General features: G+C 69.2%; 18 protein-coding genes. 9 read left to right on the top strand and 9 right to left on the bottom strand.

What is annotated here, in order from left to right:
• Positions 1-4 precede the first annotated feature (4 nt).
• Positions 5-1177 carry a thiolase family protein gene (locus tag CKW28_RS15455; RefSeq protein WP_003926108.1) on the bottom strand — a complete coding sequence of 391 codons (1173 nt, stop codon included), beginning with the start codon at positions 1175-1177 and terminating at the stop codon, positions 5-7.
• Positions 1178-1256: 79 nt separating this feature from the next.
• Between CKW28_RS15455 and CKW28_RS15460 the strand changes: the two genes are divergently transcribed.
• Positions 1257-2021 (top strand): SDR family NAD(P)-dependent oxidoreductase, encoded by a 765-nt coding sequence (locus CKW28_RS15460; protein ID WP_003926107.1) that lies wholly within the window; start codon positions 1257-1259, stop codon positions 2019-2021.
• Between the two features lie 64 nt (positions 2022-2085).
• Here CKW28_RS15460 and CKW28_RS15465 read toward each other — a convergent pair whose 3' ends face one another.
• Genes CKW28_RS15465 through CKW28_RS15480 form a run of 4 tightly spaced genes read right to left on the bottom strand, consistent with a single transcriptional unit; the run spans position 2086 to position 6166 of the window.
• A complete protein-coding gene (locus CKW28_RS15465) occupies positions 2086-2853 on the bottom strand; it encodes an enoyl-CoA hydratase/isomerase family protein (protein ID WP_003926106.1) in 768 nt (255 codons plus the stop codon).
• 29 nt (positions 2854-2882) lie between these two features.
• Positions 2883-3974: an acyl-CoA dehydrogenase family protein gene (locus CKW28_RS15470; RefSeq protein WP_003926105.1), complete on the bottom strand. Its 1092-nt coding sequence runs from the start codon at positions 3972-3974 to the stop codon at positions 2883-2885.
• Complete coding sequence (locus CKW28_RS15475; RefSeq protein ID WP_040547595.1) at positions 3961-4788, bottom strand: acyl-CoA dehydrogenase family protein; 828 nt, start codon at positions 4786-4788, stop codon at positions 3961-3963. Before CKW28_RS15475 ends, CKW28_RS15470 begins: the two co-directional genes overlap by 14 nt.
• Positions 4766-6166: a class I adenylate-forming enzyme family protein gene (locus CKW28_RS15480; protein ID WP_003926103.1), complete on the bottom strand. Its 1401-nt coding sequence runs from the start codon at positions 6164-6166 to the stop codon at positions 4766-4768. The genes CKW28_RS15475 and CKW28_RS15480 overlap by 23 nt, the downstream gene beginning before the upstream one ends.
• Positions 6167-6297: 131 nt before the next feature.
• On the opposite strand from CKW28_RS15480, the gene CKW28_RS15485 reads away from it, so the two are divergent.
• Positions 6298-6612, top strand: a complete 315-nt coding sequence (locus CKW28_RS15485; protein WP_003926102.1) for a 2Fe-2S iron-sulfur cluster-binding protein — start codon at positions 6298-6300, stop codon at positions 6610-6612.
• On the opposite strand, the gene CKW28_RS15490 is transcribed toward CKW28_RS15485, so the two are convergent.
• The 4 genes from CKW28_RS15490 to CKW28_RS15505 all read right to left on the bottom strand — a co-directional run bounded on the left by CKW28_RS15490 (position 6600) and on the right by CKW28_RS15505 (position 10769).
• Positions 6600-7655 carry a CaiB/BaiF CoA transferase family protein gene (locus CKW28_RS15490; RefSeq protein WP_003926101.1) on the bottom strand — a complete coding sequence of 352 codons (1056 nt, stop codon included), beginning with the start codon at positions 7653-7655 and terminating at the stop codon, positions 6600-6602. The genes CKW28_RS15485 and CKW28_RS15490 overlap by 13 nt on opposite strands.
• Before the next feature lie 92 nt (positions 7656-7747).
• On the bottom strand, positions 7748-8707 hold the full coding sequence (locus CKW28_RS15495; RefSeq protein WP_003926100.1) for an LLM class F420-dependent oxidoreductase: 960 nt from the start codon (positions 8705-8707) through the stop codon (positions 7748-7750).
• A gap of 67 nt (positions 8708-8774) precedes the next feature.
• A complete protein-coding gene (locus CKW28_RS15500; protein ID WP_003926099.1) occupies positions 8775-9191 on the bottom strand; it encodes a cobalamin B12-binding domain-containing protein in 417 nt (138 codons plus the stop codon).
• Positions 9192-10769 carry a methylmalonyl-CoA mutase family protein gene (locus CKW28_RS15505; RefSeq protein ID WP_040547115.1) on the bottom strand — a complete coding sequence of 526 codons (1578 nt, stop codon included), beginning with the start codon at positions 10767-10769 and terminating at the stop codon, positions 9192-9194. It abuts the gene before it with no gap.
• 217 nt (positions 10770-10986) lie between these two features.
• Between CKW28_RS15505 and CKW28_RS15510 the strand changes: the two genes are divergently transcribed.
• From CKW28_RS15510 to CKW28_RS15540, 7 genes are all read left to right on the top strand, one after another.
• Positions 10987-11835, top strand: coding sequence for an SDR family oxidoreductase (locus tag CKW28_RS15510; protein WP_003926097.1), 849 nt, complete (start codon positions 10987-10989; stop codon positions 11833-11835).
• Positions 11832-13328: a class I adenylate-forming enzyme family protein gene (locus tag CKW28_RS15515; protein ID WP_003926096.1), complete on the top strand. Its 1497-nt coding sequence runs from the start codon at positions 11832-11834 to the stop codon at positions 13326-13328. The genes CKW28_RS15510 and CKW28_RS15515 overlap by 4 nt, the downstream gene beginning before the upstream one ends.
• On the top strand, positions 13325-13627 hold the full coding sequence (locus CKW28_RS15520) for a hypothetical protein (protein WP_003926095.1): 303 nt from the start codon (positions 13325-13327) through the stop codon (positions 13625-13627). The genes CKW28_RS15515 and CKW28_RS15520 overlap by 4 nt, the downstream gene beginning before the upstream one ends.
• An 18-nt stretch (positions 13628-13645) precedes the next feature.
• Positions 13646-14995 (top strand): MFS transporter, encoded by a 1350-nt coding sequence (locus tag CKW28_RS15525; RefSeq protein ID WP_003926094.1) that lies wholly within the window; start codon positions 13646-13648, stop codon positions 14993-14995.
• 88 nt (positions 14996-15083) lie between these two features.
• Positions 15084-15929: a GAF and ANTAR domain-containing protein gene (locus CKW28_RS15530; RefSeq protein ID WP_131588048.1), complete on the top strand. Its 846-nt coding sequence runs from the start codon at positions 15084-15086 to the stop codon at positions 15927-15929.
• A 58-nt stretch (positions 15930-15987) separates the two neighbouring features.
• On the top strand, positions 15988-16440 hold the full coding sequence (locus CKW28_RS15535) for an SRPBCC family protein (RefSeq protein WP_003926092.1): 453 nt from the start codon (positions 15988-15990) through the stop codon (positions 16438-16440).
• Positions 16433-18214 (top strand): sulfatase-like hydrolase/transferase, encoded by a 1782-nt coding sequence (locus CKW28_RS15540; RefSeq protein ID WP_040547111.1) that lies wholly within the window; start codon positions 16433-16435, stop codon positions 18212-18214. The genes CKW28_RS15535 and CKW28_RS15540 overlap by 8 nt, the downstream gene beginning before the upstream one ends.
• Positions 18215-18222: the final 8 nt, after the last annotated feature.

An 18222-nucleotide genomic window follows, 5' to 3' on the forward strand; every position in this document is an offset into this window, starting at 1 on the left:
CAGCTTACGGAGCGGGCACCTCGATCACCGTCGCCGAGCCCATTCCGCCGCCCGCACACATCGCGGCCACACCGACACCTCCCCCGCGCCTGCGCAATTCGTGTACCAGGGTCACCAGCATGCGCGCACCGGTCGCCGCCACCGGGTGGCCGAGCGAGCAACCGCTGCCGTTGGGATTGACCCGGTCCGGATCCAGGTCGAGCAGTTTGACGGTCGCCACGCACATCGACGCGAACGCCTCGTTGATCTCGAACAGGTCCACATCGGCCAGTGACATCCGGGCCTTCGCCAGCGCTTTCGGTATGGCCTCGACCGGGGCCAGCCCGGTGGCCGCCGGATCGACCCCGACCGACGTCCACGACTTGATGACGGCCAGCACCGGCAGGCCGAGCCGATCGCTGGCGATCGTCAGGACCGCCGCACCGTCGTTGGCGCCGCACGCGTTTCCCGCGGTGATCGAGAACCCCTCGATCTCGGGGTGCAGCGGCTTGAGTGCGGCCAGTTTCTCCAGGGTGGTGTCGCGGCGCGGATGCTCGTCGGTGTCGAACAGGCCGTGTGGGGTATCGATCGGCACGATCTCGTTCTTGAACCGGCCCTCGTCGATGGCCGCGATCGCCTTGCGGTGCGATCCCAGCGCCCATTCGTCCATCTCCTGCCGGCTCACCCCGGCCTGCACCGCGGCGTTCCAGCCGACGGTGATCGACATGTCCATGTTCGGGGCGTCGGCGCGGTCCGGATGGGTGGGCGGAAACCACGGCACCCAGTCGCCCTCGTGGCCCCCGCCGCTCGGGCCTCCACCCTGTCGGCGGACGAACCGGGGCGAGGTGGACGCCGAGTTCACCCCGCCGGCGATGACGAGGTGATCCATTCCGGCGCGCACCCCGGCCGCGGCGGTCTGCACCGCCCCCTGCCCGGCCGCGCAGTGCCGGTTGATCGCCAGCCCCGGCACCGCGGTCAGCCCGGCCGTGATCGCCGCGTGCCGGGCGATGACACCGCCGCCGTAGAGCCCCTCGCCGAGGATGACGTCGTCGATCGGGCCCGGCACGTCGCCGAGGTCCGCCACCGCCGCTCCCACCACATGCTCGGCGAGTCGGTAGCCGTCGGTGTCCCGCAGGGTGCCCTTCCCGGCGGTGCCGATCGGGGTGCGCAACGCGGAGACGATGACCGCTTCAGGCATGGATGTACTCCCTCTCCGAACCGAGTGAGAATGATATTCTCTCGTGTCGAGAGTATCGGTTGCACGAAGGGGAAACCACATGCAGATCGCCGGAAGCGCGGCCCTCGTCGTCGGTGGCGCCGGGGGGCTCGGTGAAGCCACGGTGCGCCGCCTGCACGCCGCCGGTGCGAAAGTGGTCGTGGCCGACCTCGCCGACGAACGGGGCGGCGAGCTCGAGAAGGAGCTGGGTGTGCGGTACGTCCGCACCGACGCCACCTCCGAGCAGGACGTGCTGGCGGCCATCGCCGAAGCCGAATCCCTGGGCCCGCTTCGCATCTCGGTGGACACCCACGGCGGTCCGGCCGGCGGCGGGCGGCTGGTCGGCAAGGACGGCTCCCCGCTCGGCCTGGAGGCGTTCGAGACGACGATCAAGTACTACCTGACCGCGGTGTTCAACATCATGCGGCTGACCGCCGCGGCGATCGGCCGCACCGAACCGCTCGAGGAGGGCGGCCGCGGCGTCATCGTCAACACCGCCTCGATCGCGGGGTATGAGGGTCAGATCGGGCAGCTCCCCTACGCCGCCGCCAAGGGCGGGGTGATCGGGATGACGCTCAACGCCGCTCGCGACCTGTCCCCGCTGGGCATCCGCGTCGTCACCATCGCGCCGGGCACCATCAACACCCCGGCCTACGGTCAGCACGCCGATCAACTCGAGGCGTACTGGGGTCCGCAGGTGCCGTTCCCCAAGCGGATGGGCCGGTCCACCGAATACGCCCAGCTCGCCCAGAGCATCATCGAGAACGACTACCTCAACGGCGAGATCATCCGCCTCGACGGGGCGCTGCGCTTCCCGCCCAAGTGAGCATTCCGAGGGATTTCGGCGTGCGTACGGTCGCTCACCGACCGTACGCACGCCGAAATCGCAGTCAGTTCCTGCGGGCGTTGAGGCCGGCGACGATGTTGCGGAAGTCCTCGGTCTCGAAGGACTGGGCTTCGGCGGTGTTGCCGTAGTCCAGGGTGGCCATCACGGCCCTCTCCATGTGGATGTTCAGCAGCCGCTTGGTCGCCTCGAGCGCCTGCCGGGGCATCCTGCTCATCTTCCGGGCCGCCGCGACCGCATCGGCGACCGGATCCTCCGACAGATGATTGGCCAGCCCCAACTCCACCGCGCGCTGCGCCGGGATCCGGGCCCCGGTCAGCGCGTACTCCTTGGCCAACAGCAGGCTGATGTGCAGCGGCCAGGTGATCGGTCCGCCGTCGGCGGCCACCAGCCCGACCTGGACATGCGGGTCGGCCAGATAGGCGTCCGGGGCGATGTAGACGATGTCGCTCAATGCCACCAGGCTGCAACCCAATCCGACGGCCGGCCCGTTCACCGCGGCCACCACCGGAACCCGGCACCGGGTCATGCCGAGCACGATCTCCCGGCCGTGCTGCAACGTCTTGGCCCGCAATCGCGGATCCTCACCGAGTTCGGCGAGGTAGGCGTAATCCCCGCCGGCGGAGAAGGCCCGGCCGGCGCCGGTGAGGACCGCCGCGCGGGCGTCATAGTCCTCGCTGAGCCGGTCCCACAGCTTCGCCAGACCCTCGTGCAGCGGGTCGTTGACGGCGTTGAGCGCATCGGGCCGGTTCAGCGTGATGATCCGGATATCACCGTCGGCTCGGACGTCGATTTCCGGTGGCATGTCATACATTCGGTGTCCTCCGCTCTTCGCGCAAGCGCTCATCGCATTGTCAGCCCCAGGATTCGGCCGGCGATGATGTTCTTCTGGATCTGCGAGGTGCCGCCCATCACGCTCTGCGCCCGGCTGTAGAGGTAGGCGGCCAGCATTTCGGGGTCCCGGGTCCCGCTGACGGCCAGCGCCGCATGCCCCACCGACTGCTCGGTCCAGGTCATCAGCAACTTGTCCAGCGATCCCTGCGGACCGTGCTGGATGCCGTCGAGTTGTTCGGAGAGCCGGCGGCGCACATGCAGGCGCAGCATCTCGGCCTCCACCGCCGCCCACACCAGTTCCTCCGGTGGACGGCCCTCGACCCGGTCCGCCATCTGCCGCACCAGCTTTCCGTACCGCGCCGAGTAGCCCAGGGTGGACGGTTCGCGTTCGTGGCTCACCACGGTCATGGCCAGCTTCCAGCCCTCGCCGGGTTCACCGACCATCTGGTCCGCCGGCGCGACCGCACCGTCGAACGTCACCTGTCCGAATTCGGTGGTGACACCGTTGATCATCTTCAGCGGCCGCTGCTGGACCCCGGGTTGGTGCATGTCGACGATGAACGCCGAGATGCCCTTGTGCTTGGGGACGTTCTTGTCGGTGCGGGCCAGCACCAGACACCAGTCGGCCACGTCGGAGTAACTGGTCCAGATCTTGTGGCCGTTGATGACCCAGTGGTCACCCTCGCGGGTCGCGGTGGTGGTCAGCGACGCCAGGTCGGAACCCGCTCCGGGCTCGGAGAAGCCCTGGCACCAGCGCTCGGTGCCGTTGATCATCCCCGGCAGGAAGCGCTGTTGCAGTTCCTCGCTGCCGTGGTGACCGAGGCCGACGACCAGATAGCCCAGGCTGGGCCGCGGCGGTGCACCCGCCCGGGCCAGCTCCTCGTCGACGATGACGTCGTACACCGGCGGCAGGTCCTGCCCGCCGTACTCCTTCGGCCATGAGGTGCCGAAGAAGCCGGCCTGATACAGCGCCTGATGCCACTCGCCCTGTTTGGCCCAGTAGTCGTCCCCGGACGCGGTGAAGGCGGCGGCGTTGTCGGCCAACCAGTTCCGCAACCGTTGGCGGAACGCCGCTTCGTCGGGTGAATCACGAAAATCCAAGGTCGATGTCCTCCAGCTTGACGGGCCACAGATCGGTGGATGTCAGCACGCGGCGCAGGAACACATGCGCCAGGCACTCCCAGGTGTTGCCGATTCCGCCGTGCACCTGGATCGCCGTCTCGCAGACGGTGCGGGCGGCGCGGGCGCAGTAGATCTTGGCGTAGCGCCCGGCCCGCACCGCCTCGTCGGCGGGTAGTTCGTCGACCGCCCACGCGGCGTGGCGCAGCACGCTGATCGACCCCTCGATCAGCGCCAGCCCCTCGGCCAACATGTGCGCGACCGCCTGATAGGAGCCGATCGGCGCGCCGTACTGTTCCCGCACCTTGGCGTAGTCCACCGCCAGCGCGTGCGCGCCGCGCGCGGCGCCCAGAATGTCGGCCGAGGTCACCGCCAGGGCGAGTGCGTACCACCGCTGCCGGTCCTCGGCGGCGGCCTCGGCCAGTTCCGCCGGGGCCTCGATCACACCGGCCTTGCTGCCGGTGAGATCCACGTCGACACCGATCGATTCGGGTCCGGCCACCGGGGCGGCCGGTTCCCGGCCCACGATGCGGCGGACCTCGTCGTTGAGCACCGGGCCGATGAACGGGACGTCGACCAGCCCACGGGCGAACTCCTCGGCGACGATCGCGACCTCCACCCCGGAGGCGCCGTCGGACCGCAGCACCCGCCATCCGGTCGACTCGACGGTTTTCTCCAGCCGGGCGATCCGGCCCTCGTCGTCCAGTTCGTGGACCGAACCCGGCCCCAGTTCATCGGCCAGTCTGGCCGCGGCTTCCCGCAGCTGTTGCTGCTCAGCCGTCAGACGGACATCCATGCCGCTCCTTCAGCACTCGGCGCAATACCTTCCCGGACGGCAGCCGGGGTATCTCGGGGACGAACACCACCCGGCTCGGCCGCTTGTACGACGCCAGCCGCTCGCCGACCAGGGCGAGCAGTTCGTCGGCGGACACCTCGCCGCGCCGGGTGACCGCGGCGACCAACGCCTCGCCGTCGGGTGACGGCACCCCGAACACCGCGCAGTCGTCGACCGCGGGGTGTTCGTGCAGCACCGCCTCGACCTCGGCCGGGGCCACCTGGAAACCCCGCACCTTGACCATGTCCTTGGCCCGGTCGGTGAGCCGCAGCCAGCCGTCGGTGTCGAGGTAGCCGACGTCGCCGGTGCGGTACCAGCCTTCGACGAAGGCGCCGGGTTGATCGGGCAGGTAGCCGGCCATCACCGATGCCGACCGGGCCTGCACCTCGCCTTCCTCGCCGGGACCGACCGGGGCGCCGGTGTCCAGCGACACGATCCGCACCTGCACCCCGGGGACGGGCCGACCCACGGTGTCGAGGCGGCCGCCCTGCAACGGATTGCAGGCGATCACCGGCAGTTCGGTGGTGCCGTAGGCGGCGATCCAGCCCACCCCGGTGCGGGCGGTGACCGCATCGGCGACGCTCTGGGTCACCGGCGTCGCGCACCACATGATGTAGCGCAGCGACGACAGGTCGTAGGACTCCAGACCCGGGTGGCCGGCCAGCGCCAGCGCGATCGGGGCGACGGCCATCTCGATGGTGATCCGGTCCGCCTGGATGTGATGCAGCATCCGGTCGATGTCGAACCGGCGGTGCAACCGGATCCAGGTCCCGGTGTCGAGGGCCATCACGATGTTGAGCAGGCCGAGGATGTGCGACGGCGGCGTCATGATCTGCATGCGGTCCGCCGCGGTGAGGCCCAGCGCGTCCCGCCAGTGCCGCACCGCGGTGCGCAACGCCCCGTGGGTGTGACGCACCGCCTTCGGCATGCCCGTGGTGCCCGAACTGAACACGAACAGCGCGTCGGCGTCCTCCGGCGGCACCGGCCGGCCCGCTCCGTCCGGGTCTGCCGTCACCGGTTCGTCGAGGTGCAGCATCGGCATCAGGTCGGCGAGCACCGGATGGTCGCCGACGGCGTGCGACGGCGTGGTCAGAGCCAGCGCATGGTCGACCTCGGCGCGTTTCCATGCCGGGCTGAGCAGCACCGCCGCAGCGCCCAGCGACCAGATCGCCCGCAGCGCGACGACGAACTCCGGCCGGTTGGACGACATGATGGCCACCCGCGACCCCGGGCACACCCCGCGCGCCGCCAGCGCGGCGGCCGTTCCGCCGGTCAACGCGTCCAGCTCGGCGGCGCTGTAGGCGCGGTCCTCGAAGGTGAGCGCGACCCGGTCAGCCATCGACGTCCTCACCGAACACCGTCGCCTGATCCTCCCGGTCGCCCTTCTGCACCCGCGGTTTGAGAACACACTATCATTTCAGGAGAATAGTATTCTCCTAGCAACAGAACCGACATTTTGGAGGGGCCCGCATGACGGCAGAACCGTTGCCGCCGCCCGCCGACGACGCCGGCGGTGAGGTGACGATCGTTTGCAACGGCCAGACGGCCTCGGTACCCCGGATGTCCGACGAAACCCTGCTGGAGAGTGCCCGGCGGGCCGGGCTGGCACCGCCGTTCTCCTGCGAAGCCGGAAACTGCGGCACCTGCATGGCCAGACTCACCGCGGGCAGCGCCACCATGCGCGTCAACGACGCCCTCGAAGAGGACGAGGTTGCCGAGGGATACGTGCTCACCTGTCAAGCGATTCCCGATACACCGTCGGTGACGGTCTGTTACGACGACTGACGGGTCGCCCGCCGGTCCAGGGCGGGCGGTGGTAGATAGTCCGGTTCGTACCCGGTCACCTGGATCGGACTGCGCACCAACCGGAATTCGCCGGCGGTGACGACCGCCTCCGGGGTGTCGGCCAACGCCTCGGGCAGCGTGCGCACCGCGGCGGCCGGGATACCGAGTGGCCGCAGCCGTTTCTCCCACCCCAGGGCGGTGTCGGCCGCCAGCGCTCCGGTGACGACGTCGAGCACCTCGCTGCGGCGGGCGGCCCGCTCGGCCATGGTGGGGAATCCGTCGATACCGGCCTCGGCCGCGAACGTACGCCAGAACCCGTCATGGGTGATGAACAGTGCCAGATAACCGTCGGCAGTGGGAAACAGCTGTGCGGGAACGTAATACGAATGGGCCCCGTAGGGCAGCCGACGCGGCTCGACCCCGTCGTTGAGCCATGCCGAGGCGCGGTAGTTCAACTGGGAAAGCATCACGTCGCGCAGCGACACATCGACCTGACCGCCGCGGCCGGACACGATCATGGCCAACAGGCCCAGCGCCGCGGTGAGCCCGGTGGAGTTGTCCGCCGACGAGTAGCCGGGCAGGGTGGGTGGTCCGTCGGGATCCCCGGTCAGCGCGGCGATCCCGGTGGCGGCCTGGATCACGTAGTCGAACGCCGGATCGTCGCCGCCGTCCAGCCCGTACCCGGTGAGCGCCACACAGACGATGCGCTCATTGTGACGGCGCAGCGCCTCGTAGGTCAGCCCCAGCCGGCGGATCACCGAGGGCTTCATGTTGACCAGCAGCGCATGCGATTGGGCGACCAGCGCACCGAGTTCGGCCTGACCTTCAGCGGAGGTGAGGTCCAGACACACGCTGCGCTTGTTGCGGTTGAGGCTGGCGAAGTAGCTGTCACCGACCTGCCGGGAGATCTCCCCGTCGGGAGGTTCGATCTTGATGACCTCGGCCCCGAGGTCGGCCAGCATCATGGTGGCGTACGGTCCGGCCAGCATGGTGCCGACCTCCAGGATGCGGATACCCGCCAGTGGCGCAGTCGAATTCGTCATCGTGGTACTCGGCTCTTCGCGCAAGCGCTCATCGTGGTACTCGGCTCTTCGCGCAAGCGCTCATCGTGGTACTCGGCTCTTCGCGCAAGCGCTCATCGCAGATCGGCGGCGAGCTGCGCGATCACTTCACGGGTGCGGTACTTCGAGGCGACCAGCTCGTCGCGGGTCTCCCCGATCGGCAACAGCCGCACCGACAGGTCGGTCACGCCGGCGTCGGCGAACCGGCGGAACCGGGCCATGATCGCCTCCTCATCCCCCGCCGCGCACAGATCGCCGACGTCGCGGGCGTCGCCGCGTTCCAGCAACCGCTGATAGTTCGGCGACACCTCGGCCTCGCCCAGGATGCGGTTCGCCCGCTCCTTGGCGACCTCGATCTCGGAATTCGCGCACAGGCACACCGGGATACCGGCGATGATGCGCGGCGCCGGCCGGCCCGCGTTGTCGGCGGCCTTGGTGATCCGCGGTGCGATGTGTTCGCCGATCGCGCGTTCGTCGGCCATCCACAGCACCGTGCCGTCGGCCAGTTCACCGGCGATCTGCAGCATCACCGGTCCGAGCGCGGCCACCAGCACCGGCATCGGCGTGTCGTCGGTGCCGAGCACCGTCGGGTTGTGCACGGTGAAGCTGTCGTTCTCCACGTCGACCGGACCCGGGCCGGCGATCGCGGCGTTGAGCACCTCCAGGTAGTCCCGGGTGTAGGCGGCCGGACGCTCGTACGGAATGCCCAGCATGTCGCGGATGATCCAGTGGTGCGACGGGCCGACCCCCAGCGCCAGCCGGCCGCCGCTGCCGGCATGGACCGACAGCGCCTGGCGGGCCAGCGCGATCGGATGCTGCGCCTGCAGCGGAACCACCGCGGTACCCAGCTCGATCCGGTCGGTCCGGGTGGCCATCAACGCCACCATGGTCAGTGCGTCGAAATCGTTGGGTACCTGCGGCATCCACGCGGTGTCGAACCCGGCGGACTCGGCCCACTCGATGTCCTCGAGGAACTTGCGGACCTTGCGGGCCATGTCGCCGCGCTCGGCCCCGATCATCACTCCGACGCGCATATCAGCCTTTCACCTTCACATTCCATTGCGCCGGGCGAAATCCACGGCGAACACCAGGCCACGGCGGTCACACGTCCGCGGCAGCACCGGTCAGCTTCCGGACCTCGGTCACCAGAACGTCCAGCGGCGTACCCGTCGGAAACACCGCAGCCGCACCCACTTCCTGCAGTTTCGGCACGTCCTGCTGCGGAATCGTGCCACCGACGACCACCGCGATGTCACCGGCGTCGGCGGCCCGTAACGCCTCCACTGTCCGCCTGGTCAGGGCCAGGTGGGCACCGGAGAGGATGGACAACCCCACCAGCGCGACGTCCTCCTGCAACGCGATCGAGACGATGTCCTCGATCCGCTGCCGAATCCCGGTGTAGATCACCTCGAAACCGGCGTCCCGCAGAGTCCGGGCGACGATCTTCGCGCCGCGATCGTGGCCGTCCAGACCGGGCTTGGCCACCAGAACGCGGATCGGGCTGTCCGGCGCGCCCACTCAGAACACCACCGGTTGTTGGAACTCGCCCCACACCTTCTTCAGTGCAGTCACCATCTCTCCCACCGTGCAGTAGGCATTGGCACAGTCGATCAGTTTGGGCATCAGATTCTCGGTGCCCTCGGCCGCCCGCGACAGTTCGGCCAGCGCGGCCTGCACCGCGCCGGCGTCGCGCTCCGCCTTGACCTTGGTCAGCCGCTTCAGCTGCAGATCACGACCCTCCGCGTCGAGTTCGTAGGTCGAGATCTGCGGCGGCGGCTCGTCGGAGACGAACCGGTTGACACCGACGACAGGCCGCTCCCCGGACTCGATCTCCCGGTGGACCCGGTACGCCTCATCGGCGATCAGGCCCTGCAGATACCCGTCCTCGATGGCGCGCACCATGCCGCCGTGCGCCTCGAGGTCCGCCATGATCTCGATGATCTTCTCCTCGGTGGCGTCGGTGAGCGCCTCGACGAAGTACGAGCCGCCGAGCGGGTCGGCCACCTTGGCCACCCCGGTCTCGTACGCCAGGATCTGCTGGGTGCGCAGCGCCATCGTCGCCGACTCCTCGCTGGGCAGCGCGAACGGCTCGTCCCAGGCGGCGGTGAACATCGACTGCACACCGCCGAGCACCGATGCCAGCGCCTCATAGGCCACCCGGATCAGGTTGTTCTGCGCCTGCGGTGCGTACAGCGAGGCGCCGCCGGACACACACCCGAACCGGAACATCGCGGCCTTGTCGGTCTCGGCGCCGTAGCGTTCCCGCACGATCGTCGCCCAGCGGCGGCGGCCGGCCCGGTACTTGGCGATCTCCTCGAAGAAGTCGCCGTGGGTGTAGAAGAAGAACGAGATCTGCGGTGCGAACTGGTCGATGGTCATCCGGCCGCGCTCGATGACGGTGTCGCAGTAGGTGACCCCGTCAGCCAGGGTGAAGGCCATCTCCTGCACGGCGTTGGCGCCGGCGTCGCGGAAGTGCGCCCCCGCCACCGAGATCGCGTTGAACTTCGGCACCTCTTCCGCACAGAACTCGATGGTGTCGGCGATCAGCCGCAGCGACGGTTCCGGCGGCCAGATCCAGGTGCCGCGCGACGCGTACTCCTTGAGGATGTCGTTCTGGATGGTGCCGGTCAGCTTGGCACGCGGCACCCCGGTCTTCTCCGCGGCGGCGACATAGAAGGCCAGCAGGATGGCCGCGGTGCCGTTGATGGTGAAGCTGGTGCTGATCTTGTCCAGCGGAATCCCGTCGAACAGGATCTCGGCGTCGGCCAGGGTGTCTACCGCCACGCCGACCCGCCCCACTTCTTCGCCGTACTCGGGGTCGTCGGAGTCGTATCCACACTGTGTGGGCAGGTCGAGCGCCACCGACAGGCCGGTGCCGCCCTGCTCCAGCAGGTACCGGTAGCGGCGGTTGGACTCCTCAGCCGTGCCGAAGCCCGAGTACTGCCGGAAGGTCCACAGCTTGCCGCGGTAGCCGCTCGCGAAGTTGCCGCGGGTGAAGGGATAGGTGCCCGGCGGTGGCGGCTCGTGTGGGCGATCGTCGGGCCCGTACACCGGCTGCAGCGGGATGCCGGAGGAGGTCTGCACTGGGTCGCTCATCACCCGATAACGTACTTCCAAAAAATGAGAATGCCAATACCGTTGTTCGTAAACGGCCACGTCCGGCCCCCGCGCCGACCGGCCCCCCGGCGACCACCCGGTCCCGCGGCATCCGGTCAGGTGGACCGGGGTGACGCCGAGGACGACGACATGCGAGTATGTCGCTTGCAGAAAATGAGAACGTCAATACCATCGGTCCCGGACCTAGGAGTGCAATGTGAGTAGCGCCGACGCATCGTTCACCGACCGGACCATGGTCATCTCCGGGGCCAGCAGGGGCATCGGGCTGGCCATCGCGGTCGGCGCCGCCCGCCGGGGCGCGAACGTGGTGCTCCTGGCCAAGACCGCCGAACCGCACCCCAAACTGGCCGGCACCGTACACACCGCGGTGGCCGAGATCGAGGCCGCGGGCGGCAAGGCCGTCCCGGTTGTCGGCGATGTCCGCAGGGAAGAGGACGTGCAACGCGCGGTGGACACCGCGGTGGAGCACTTCGGCGGGGTGGACATCTGCGTCAACAACGCCAGCGCGATCGCCACCGAACCGACCGAGCAGCTGTCGGCGAAGAAGTTCGATCTGATGCAGCAGATCAACATCCGCGGCACCTTCCTGCTCACCAGAGCCTGTCTGCCGCATCTGCGCAAATCGGCGGCCGGGCACGTGCTGACCATCTCTCCGCCGCTGAACATGAACCCGCACTGGCTCGGCGCACATCCGTCCTACACGTTGTCCAAGTACGGGATGACGCTGCTGTCGCTGGGCTGGGCCAACGAGTACACCGCCGAGCGCGGCGGCGCGCACATCGGCTTCTCGTGTCTGTGGCCGCAGACCTATATCGCCACCGCGGCGGTGACCAATCTCGCCGACGGGCAGGACCTGGTGAAGCGCTCCCGCAGCCCGGAGATCATGGCCGATGCGGCCGTCGAGATCCTGTCCCGCCCGCCGGCCGAGGTGAACGGCAACTGCTACATCGACGCCGATGTCCTCACCGCGGCCGGGATCACCGACTTGACCCGTTACGGCGGGGGCGATGACCCGATCATTGATATCTTCGTTGACCTATCATGAGCATCTCACTGCTGCTGGAGATGGCAGCTTCCAGCAATCCCGACCGCATCGCCGTCGTCTCGGACCAGACCCGGCTCACCGCAGCCGAATTGAGCGAACTGGCCGACCGGGCCGCCGGCGTGATCGCCGGCTCCGGGGTCCGTCACGTGGCCTACGTGGGCACCGGTGGCCATCTGTTGCCACTGCTGCTGTTCGGATCGGCCCGGGCGAACGTTCCCGTCACCCCGCTGAACTACCGGTTGTCCGCCGAGGGTCTGCGCGAGCTGATCGACCGGCTGCCCGATCCGCTGGTGATCACCGATCCGGAATACCGCGAGGTCGTCGGCGACGCCGGTGAGAAGGTGCTGACCTCCGACGAGTTCGTCACGGCCGCCCGCGCCGGCGAGCCCGCGGCCGAGTTCGCCGATCCCGACGACGTCGCGGTGGTGTTGTTCACCTCCGGGACGACGTCGCGGCCGAAGGCGGTCGAGCTCACCCACAACAATCTGACCAGCTATGTCACCGGCACCGTCGAATTCGATTCGGCGGCAACCGAGGACGCCGCACTGATCTGCGTGCCGCCGTATCACATCGCCGGCGTCGGAGCGGCCATGTCCAATCTGTACGCCGGCCGGAAGATGGTCTACCTGCGGCACTTCGACGCACGGGACTGGGTCCGGCTGGTCCGCGAGGAGAAGGTGACCACGGCGACGGTGGTGCCGACCATGTTGGACCGCATCGTCACCGTGCTGCAGACCGACGGGGGCGATCTCCCGACGCTGCGCAATCTGGCCTACGGCGGCTCGAAGGTGGCGCTGCCGTTGGTGCGCACGGCGCTGGAACTGCTGCCGAACGTCGGGTTCGTCAACGCCTACGGGTTGACCGAGACCAGTTCCACGATCGCGGTGCTGGGTCCCGAGGATCACCGGGAGGCGCTGGCGGCCACCGACCCGGCGGTCGCGCGCCGACTCGGCTCGGTGGGCCGCCCGGTGCCGGGTGTCGAGGTGCAGATCCGCGCCGAGGACGGCACCGTCCTGGGTCCGGGTGAGACCGGTGAACTGTTCGTGCGCGGCGAGCAGGTATCCGGCCGGTACGCCGAGATCGGCTCGGTGCTCGACGCCGAGGGCTGGTTCCCCACCAAGGATGTCGCGATGCTCGACGAGGACGGCTACCTGTTCATCGGCGGCCGTTCCGACGACACCATCATCCGCGGCGGGGAGAACATCGCGCCGGCCGAGATCGAGAATGTGCTCGTCGAACATCCCCAGGTCCGGGAGGCCGTCGTGGTGGGGCCGGAGGATCCGCAGTGGGGCCAGATCCTCGTCGCGGTCGTGGTGCCGGCCGAGGGCGAGACCCCGGACCCCGAGGAGTTGCGCGCCCATGTGCGCAAACACCTCCGCGGCTCGCGCACCCCGGACAAAGTGGTCTTCCGCACCGAATTGCCCGTCAACGCGCTCGGCAAGGTGTTGCGCCGTCAACTTGTCGACGAACTTCAAACGAAGGAGCCCGCATGATCAAGAACGGCACTCGGCTGCAGAGCCAGGTATGCGACACCCAGGTGATCGTCGTCCGGTCCAGCGAAAGCCTCGACGACCTGCGCGCCGGTGGAGCGCCGATGATCCCGTTGGACGCCGCGAAATCCGGTGAGTACACGCTGGATCCGGCGCTGGCGGACGGCAACCAGATGGGCAAGCGGTATGTCGACGACACCGGCGCCGAGGTGCTGGTCACCAAGGCCGGCGCCGGCACCCTGACGATCGGCGACACGCCGCTGTCGCTCAAAGAGGCCAAACCGCTGCCCGCCAGCGACTGACCCCGACCACACCCGAACATGTCCGCCGAGGCGGCCACCCCGACGTCCCGGGTGACGCCGCGCCGCGTCGCGGTGGCCAGCTTCATCGGCACCACGGTCGAGTTCTACGACTTCCTGATCTACGGCACCGCGGCGGCGCTGGTCTTCCCGAAGCTGTTCTTCCCCACCGCCTCCCCGGCGTCCGGCGTGCTGCTGTCGTTCGCCACGTTCGGGGTGGGGTTCTTCGCCCGCCCGTTGGGCGGCATCGTGTTCGGCCACTTCGGTGACCGACTCGGCCGCAAACGGATGTTGGTGTATTCGCTTGTCGGGATGGGCGTTGCGACCGTGTTGATCGGGCTGCTGCCCACCTACGCCCAGATCGGGATGGCCGCGCCGGCCCTGCTCACCCTGCTGCGGCTGGCCCAGGGGTTCGCCATGGGCGGCGAGTGGGGTGGCGCCACACTGATGGCGGTCGAGCACGCCTCGGCCGACCGCAAGGGGTTCTACGGCGCTTTCCCGCAGATGGGCGCCCCGGCCGGCACCGCGACCGCCACCCTGGCCTTCTTCGCCGTCTCCCGACTGCCGGACGGACAGTTCCTGTCCTGGGGATGGCGGCTGCCATTCCTGCTCAGCGCGGTGCTGATCGGGATCGGTCTGGCGGTCCGGCTGACGCTGACCGAGAGCCCGGATTTCGCTGCGGTGCAGGCACGTTCGGCGGTCCACCGGATGCCGATCGCGGAGGCGTTCCGCCGGCACCGGCGGCAGATCCTGTTGGTGGCCGGGGCGTACCTGTCCCAGGGTGTGTTCGCCTACATCTGTGTCGCCTACCTGGTGTCCTACGGCACGTCGGTCGCCGGGATCGACCGGACCGCGACGCTGTTCGGGGTCTCGGTGGCGGCGGTGCTGGCCGTGGTGATGTATCCGCTGTTCGGCTCGCTGTCTGACACTTTCGGGCGCAAACCGCTGTTCCTGGCCGGGGTGATCGCGATGGGTGTGTCGATCGGCCCCGCGTTCGCACTGATCGACACCGGGCGACCGGCGCTGTTCCTGGTCGCCCTGGTGCTCGTGTTCGGACTTGCGATGGCGCCGGCGGCCGGGGTGACCGGTGCCCTGTTCGCCATGACGTTCGACGCCGACGTGCGCTACAGCGGGGTGTCGATCGGCTACACGCTGTCCCAGGTGCTGGGATCAGCCTTCGCACCGACCATCGCGGCGGCCCTGTACGCCGCCACGGAGTCCAGCGGCTCGATCGTCGCGTACCTGATCGGCGTCTCGGTCATCTCCGCGGTCTCGGTGTGTCTGCTGCCCGGCGGGTGGGGCCGGACCGGCGACCAGCCGGCGACCGAGGTCCCCGCGTCCGTCCGGCCGATGGTTTCCGGGCCCGACTGACCCCGTCTCCGCGCGCGTTTCACCTCCCGGCACCCCGGGTAAGGAGATGCCAGTGCCCACACCGGGCAAGGTGAACCGTGGAGGTGAGATGTCTGTCGTTTCCGGCGACGTGACCATGGGGCTGAACGCCACTGTAGAAAAGCTGATCCGTAAGGCGCGCGCCAGCGGCGCGGACACCTGCGCGGTCCTGACCGAGCTGACCCGCTCGGCGGTCGGCGACTGGCCGTCGATCCAGCACGCCGGGATCACCGTGGTCGAGGACGGCGACGTGGTGCGCTCGATCGCCGCGACCGACGGTCACGTGCTGGTGGTCGACAACATCGCGCGGCGGCTCTCGACCGGACCGGGCATCGATGCGGCGCTCGACGAGGATTCCTACCGGATCGACGATCTGCGCGCCGATTCCCGCTGGCCGCTGTTCGCGGACAAGGTCGCCGCCAGCACACCGATCCGCTCGGTGATCGCGATCCCCGTCGGAAATCCCATCCGGAATCCCATCCGGAATCCCATCGCCTCAGCCGGCACGGTCCGGGCGGCGTTGAGCCTCTACTCCGATCTGCCCGGCGCCTTCGATGACGAGGTGGAGGCGGTCGCCGCGACCTATGCCGAGCACATCGGCCGTGTCCTGACGGCCCGCCGCGGCCGGCGCCGCGCCCCGGTCTCGGGCAGCGCCCGGGCGCAGGGATCTGTTCGCGGGCAGGACGCGATCGAAACGAGCAAAGCGCAGCTGATGAAACACTTCGGGGTGGATCCGGCGGCAGCACTCACGGTGCTGCTCCGGCTGTCGAGGGAGTGCAACCGGTCCCTCGAGGACGTCGCCCGGTTGTTGGTCGGTCCCCGCCCGGTGGCCGAGCCCCCGTCCCAGGCGACGGCGACGGCGACGCCGGACCACGCCGGTGGCCGTCCTCCCGTGTGGGCCGAGGGCGCCGCATAACCCGGTTCATCCCCGAAACCCCGGACGCCGCGGGCAAACATGGTGTTGGATTCGGGACGTGGCGGTATTCAGCCGGGCGCGAACCATTCCGGCCGGAACGGAGCGAATCTGGGAGCTGCTCGGCGACGTGGGCGCACTCAGTTCCTGGGCCCGCCTGGTCGACCACTCCTGTGTGCTGACCACGGGTCCGCACGGCGACCTCATCGGCACCACCCGGCGAGTGCAGATCGGCCGGACCACGCTGGTGGAACGGATCACCGAGTTCGATCCGCCCCGGGCGCTGAGCTATCAGATCTGCGGTCTGCCGCCGCAACTGGGCAACGTCGTCAACCGGTGGGTCCTGTCCCCCACCGCCGGCGGCACCGTCGTCACTCTCACCACCACCGTCGAGTCCGGACCGGGTGTGCTGCGGCGGGCCGCCGCTGCGCTCGCGGCCCGGATGCCGGCCCGCCGATCCGCCGTGCTGCTCGACGATCTGGCGGACCGAATCACCGAGGAGTGCCATGTCTGACCGGTCCCGGCCTGATTCCGGTGGGCGTCCCGACATCGTCATCGTGATGACCGACGAGGAACGCGCGATCCCGCCGTACGAGTCCGACGATCTGCTCGCCTGGCGTGACCAGACGCTCGCGGGCCGCCGCTGGTTCGACGAGCACGGCGTCACCTTCACCCGGCACTACACCGGTTCGCTGGCCTGTGTGCCCAGTCGGCCGACCATCTTCACCGGGCACTACCCGGATCTGCACGGAGTCACCCAGACCGACGGGCTGGGCAAGAGCCACGACGACTCCCGGATGCGCTGGCTGCGCCGCGGCGAGGTGCCGACGCTGGGGCACTGGTTCCGCGCCGCCGGTTACGACACCCACTACGACGGCAAGTGGCACATCTCGCATGCCGACCTCACCGACCCGCGCACCGGCCGTCCGCTGGCGACCAACGACGACGACGGTGTCGTCGATCCGGCCGCGGTGCAACGCTACCTCGACGCCGATCCGCTCGACCCGTTCGGATTCTCCGGGTGGGTGGGCCCGGAACCGCACGGCGCCGGACTGGCCAACAGTGGACTGCGCCGCGATCCGCTGATCGCCGACCGGGTGGTGGCCTGGCTGCGGGACCGCTACGAACGCCGGCGCGCCGGTGATCCCGACGCGCTGCGCCCGTTCCTGTTGGTGGCCAGCTTCGTCAACCCGCACGACATCGTGTTGTTCCCGACCTGGGCGCGGCGCAGCCCGCTCTCCCCCGGTCCACTCGATCCGCCACCGGTTCCCCCGGCTCCCACCGCCGACGAGGACCTGTCCGACAAGCCGGCGGCGCACATCGCGTTCCGTGAGGCGTACTACTCCGGTTACGGACCGGCCTGGTTCGTCCAACGCACCTATGAGCGCAATGCGCAGCGCTACCGCGACCTGTATTACCGGTTGCACGCCGAGGTGGACGGTCCGATCGACCGGGTGCGGCGTGCGGTCACCGCGGGATCGCACAACGCGGTGCTGGTGCGCACCTCCGACCACGGTGAGCTGCTCGGCGCCCACGGCGGATTGCATCAGAAATGGTTCAACCTCTACGACGAGGCCACCAGGGTTCCGTTCGTCATCGCCAGGATCGGTGATCGTGCGACCGAGGCGCGCACCGTGACGGCGCCCACCTCACATGTCGATCTGGTCCCCACCCTGTTGGGTGCGGCCGGGGTCGACGTCGACGCAGCGGCCGCCCGCCTCGCCGAATCGTTCACCGAAGTCCACCCGCTGCCGGGACGTGATCTGATGCCGGTCGTCGACGGCGCGCCCGCCGACGAGAACCGCGCGGTGTACCTGATGACGCGGGACAGCGTACTCGACGGCGACACCGGCGCATCCGGTCTGGCCCGGCAGTTGAACCTCACCGCGAATCCGCCCGGGCCCTTGCGGATCCGGGTTCCGGCCCACGTCGCCTCGAACTTCGAGGGTCTGGTGGTGTGCGTCGAGGAGGCCACCGCCGCGGGCGGCGCCGGCCACCTGTGGAAGCTGGTGCGCACCTTCGACGATCCGGCGACCTGGACCGAGCCCGGGGTGCGGCACCTCGCCGCCGATGGGCTGGGCGGACCGGCGTACCGCACCGACCCGCTCGACGATCAGTGGGAGCTCTACGACCTGACCGTCGATCCGATCGAAGCGGTCAACAGGTGGGACGACCCGGGGCTCGACGAGCTCCGCCGGCATCTGCGCGCCCAGCTGAAGCAGGCACGCACCGTGTCGGTGCCGGAGCGCAACGAGCCTTGGCCGTACGTGCGCCGTCAGGCCCGCTGACCGGCCGG

Origin of the sequence: Mycolicibacterium thermoresistibile (genome assembly GCF_900187065.1) — a bacterium.
Taxonomy (GTDB): domain Bacteria; phylum Actinomycetota; class Actinomycetes; order Mycobacteriales; family Mycobacteriaceae; genus Mycobacterium; species Mycobacterium thermoresistibile.